Annotated in this window: 4 protein-coding genes; 1 reads left to right on the top strand and 3 read right to left on the bottom strand. The window is 63.9% G+C overall.

What is annotated here, in order from left to right:
• The first annotated feature begins 124 nt into the window (after window positions 1-124).
• The gene (locus tag EN984_RS27375; protein WP_127267738.1) at window positions 125-682 is read left to right on the top strand and encodes a DUF308 domain-containing protein; all 558 of its coding nucleotides are present in this window, start codon (window positions 125-127) and stop codon (window positions 680-682) included.
• A 139-nt stretch (window positions 683-821) separates the two neighbouring features.
• Here EN984_RS27375 and EN984_RS27380 read toward each other — a convergent pair whose 3' ends face one another.
• The 3 genes from EN984_RS27380 to EN984_RS27390 all read right to left on the bottom strand — a co-directional run.
• Window positions 822-1,559 carry a dienelactone hydrolase family protein gene (locus EN984_RS27380; RefSeq protein ID WP_127267737.1) on the bottom strand — a complete coding sequence of 246 codons (738 nt, stop codon included), beginning with the start codon at window positions 1,557-1,559 and terminating at the stop codon, window positions 822-824.
• Window positions 1,560-1,662: 103 nt separating this feature from the next.
• Entirely contained in the window at window positions 1,663-2,958 is a 1,296-nt protein-coding gene (locus EN984_RS27385) for an MFS transporter (protein WP_127267736.1), read from the bottom strand.
• Window positions 2,955-3,405 (bottom strand): FCD domain-containing protein (locus EN984_RS27390; RefSeq protein ID WP_164765678.1); only part of this gene is annotated, 451 nt, incomplete at its 5' end. The genes EN984_RS27385 and EN984_RS27390, both read right to left, overlap by 4 nt.

The raw sequence follows: 3,405 nt of genomic DNA on the forward strand, positions 1-3,405 counted from the left end.
TCTGGTAGGCGAACTGTCAAGGTTGCATCGTTCCCGATTCTCACAGGGAGGTGTTCCGGACATTGGGTTGACTTAGGGGTTTTGTCTACCTACTAATAGGTAGACAGCAACAAGGAATCTGCCAATGCAAAACCAATCTTTCACCCGGTCCGGATGGCTACGATCCTATTATTTCGCACGCGCCATATTTTCTATCGCCTGGGTTGCTGCCGCCATCCTGTTCAACGGGCAACCCGGTCCCACCGCGTTTCTGCTCGTGATCTACCCGGCATGGGACGCTCTCGCCAATCTGGTTGACGCCAGGGTAAATGGCGGCCTGAAGGCCAACTCGTCCCAGGCTTTGAATGTCGTGGTCAGCACGATAACGGCGCTCGCCGTCATCGTGGCGGTTAACAACAGCATGTATGCCGTTCTGGCCGTGTTTGGGGTTTGGGCGATCCTCTCAGGCCTGCTGCAGCTGAACACGGGACTAAAGCGTTGGCGCTACCAAGGCGCACAATGGCCGATGATCCTCAGTGGTGAGCAGTCGGCCCTCGCCGGCGGCTTCATGATCAGCCGATCCCTCGGCACGGCTGCGCCGACGATTCTGGACATCGCCCCTTATGCCGGGTTCGGCGCGTTTTACTTTCTGCTTTCCGCAATTTGGCTTGTCGTAGCAGCCTATCGCAAGGCAAACGCCTAGGTGCTGCCCGATCCGGCGGCGGCAAGGTGAAAGTCATCTGCCGCCGTCGAAAGGGCAAGCATCGCTCACTCTTTGCCGCATCGGCTGCCGTTCTGGTTCAAAGACGCGTAGCGTCCTGCTCAGGGGCGCGACCGCTGCCTTAGATCAGCGTCTCGGCGAACAACGTCGTCAGCCGCTTCCAATGGCGTTCGGCACCCGCGGCGTTGAAAACGCTATGATCGGGCACGCACCAGCCATGCGCCATCCCGGCATAGTTCTCGATGACATGGTCGACTTCCGCAACCCGCAACGCTTCCTCCAATCGCATCGATTGTTCCGGCGGGAAACTTCTGTCGACACCCGACATGCCGACATAGACGCGCGCCTTGATGGAGGCTGCCTTGCGATGCGGGCTGTCGGCGGCGTCGCTGGCCAGATTGCCGCCATGGAAGCTTGCGGCCGCCCTTATCCTGTCGGGATAGTTAGCGGCGGCGTTCAACGCCCGGCCGCCACCCATGCAATAGCCGACGGTGCCGATCGGCCCGGTGATGCCCTCGGCAGCAAGCGCGTCGAGGAACGCACCGCTGTCGCTGATGGTCATCTCCTGTGTCGTGCCGGTGACCAGCGCCATCAGCGGGATTTTGGTCTTTTCCTCGGCGAAGGCGGTCTTGGCGTCGAACGGCCCGTAGGGCGCATTGCGGTAGAATAGGTCGGGCACCAGCACCGCATAGCCTTCATTCGCGAGCCGCTCGGCCATACCGTCGAGCGCCGGCCGCGGACCGAAGGCGTCCTGATAGAGAATGACGCCGGCCTTGGCAGGAGATGCGTTTGCCGAGTGGAAAAGCCCGGCATTGGCAACACCATCCCTGGTCTTGATCTGAATGTCGTGTTTCGTCATCGCCCGCTCCGTTCGACTGATGCGCGATACATATCCGCGCAAGGCCATACGGCAAGGCATTCCCGGGGCGTGGCAGTCAACATTTCGTGCAGGATTGCGGACGCTATTGCTCGCCCTCGCGCACGGTCCGCGCGCCGACATGCAGCGCACGGCCGGCACCGAGCCCCATGATGGCTACGCCAAGCCCGAGCGCGACGAACAGGAACGCCGTTCCCGAGAAACTGCCGGTCCAGTCGCGGATCAGGCCCACCAGCAGCGGACCGAATGCCGCCAGCACATAGCCGACGCCTTGCGCCATGCCTGAAAGATGCGCGGCGACATGCGAATCCGGCGAACGCAGCACGATCAAGCTCATGGCAGCCGCGATAAGGCCACCTTGCCCGATGCCTTGCAGGACCGCCCAGAACAGCATCGTCGAGGTCGGCGCAAAGAGAATGCCGAGCAGCGCGACCACCGCCGTGGCAACGAGCGCCACATTGATGCCGCGCTGGTCCTTCAGCCGCATCGCAAAGGATGGCACGGCGAGGCAGGTGATGACCTGCGCCATCACTGACACCGAAACCATGGCGCCAGCGGTGGCCGCATCGAAGCCACGCTCGCGCAGGATCGGCGCCAGCCAGCCGAAGATGCAATAGGCGAGCGCCGACTGCAGCCCCATGAACAGCGTCACCTGCCAGGCCAGGCGATCGCGCCAAAGCCCGACGACGCGAAAGCCTTGATGGCTCACTTGCCGCCGGCTGCCCAGCGCCTGCGGAATCCAGATCAGCAACACAATCAGGGTCGGCACCGCCCAGGCAGCAAGTGCTCCGGACCATGAACCGGTGACAAAATGCTCGATCGGCAGCGTGAAGCCGGCGGCGGCGGCCGAGCCGGCGCAGAGCGCCATGGTGTAGAGCCCGGTCATGACGGCGGCCCTGTCGGCGAAATCGCGCTTCACCAGGCCCGGCAGCAGCACATTGCCGATGGCAATGGCGCCGCCGGCCAGGAAAGTCGCGACAAACAGCAGAGGAACCGTACCGAACCAGCGCAGGCCGGTTCCCAGCACCAGCAAGGCGAGCGCCCCGAGCAAAGTGCGCTCGGCTCCATAGCGCTGCGCAAGCCTTGGCGCGAAGGGCGCGAACAGGCCGAGGCACAGGACGGGCAGCGTCGTCAGCAGGCTGGCGCCCGTTGTCGACAGCCCGGTTGCCTGCATCACCTCGGGCAACAGCACCGACAGGCTCGAAAACAGCGGCCGCAGACTGAAGGCGATCAGCACAAGGCTCGCGCCAAGCACGATGCGCGCCGCACGGCTGCGCAGTTCAGGCGGCTGCGGCATGGGCAGGCTGTCGGCCTCGGCACCGATGAGTTCCAGACCCTCGACCTCGGCCTTCGGATCAGGCTGACGAAAACTCTGGTTCATTGCGAAAGCAGTCTTTCAAGTTGGGCAAGCACCGGCGCCATGAAGGCTCGGACGGCGGCAACGGCGCGCTCGGGATCGCTCGCGGCAATGGCGTCGACGATTGCCGCATGCGCCTGGTGGTCCGGCTCGGGCAGATCGCCGTCGATGGTGGCATGGATGGTCTCGGTGATGGCAGCGGTGAAGAAGTCGTAGAGCTCCATCATCGCCCTGTTGCCGGACGCCGCGACAACCGATTTGTGGAAGGCGAGATCGCGCCGGATGAAGGCTTCGCTTCCGCCTTCGGCGACAGTGCCGCGCGCGGCAAGCAATTGCCGCATCCGATCGAGGTCGGCTGGCGTGTGGCGCAAGGCGGCGAGCCTCGCGGCTTCGAGGTCCAGCGCTGCCCGCGCCTCCCACTGATCGCGCAGGCCGCTGCGCTTGACCCGGTCGAGCGCGGCAGAGGTATCG

It is taken from the genome of Mesorhizobium sp. M7A.F.Ca.CA.004.12.1.1 (assembly GCF_003997835.1).
Taxonomy (GTDB): domain Bacteria; phylum Pseudomonadota; class Alphaproteobacteria; order Rhizobiales; family Rhizobiaceae; genus Mesorhizobium.

Coding starts and splice junctions, on each gene's coding strand:
- EN984_RS27375 (WP_127267738.1), top strand. CDS start 125: ATGCAAAACCAATCTTTCACCCGGTCCGGATGGCTACGATCCTATTAT.
- EN984_RS27380 (WP_127267737.1), bottom strand. CDS start 1,559: ATGACGAAACACGACATTCAGATCAAGACCAGGGATGGTGTTGCCAAT.
- EN984_RS27385 (WP_127267736.1), bottom strand. CDS start 2,958: ATGAACCAGAGTTTTCGTCAGCCTGATCCGAAGGCCGAGGTCGAGGGT.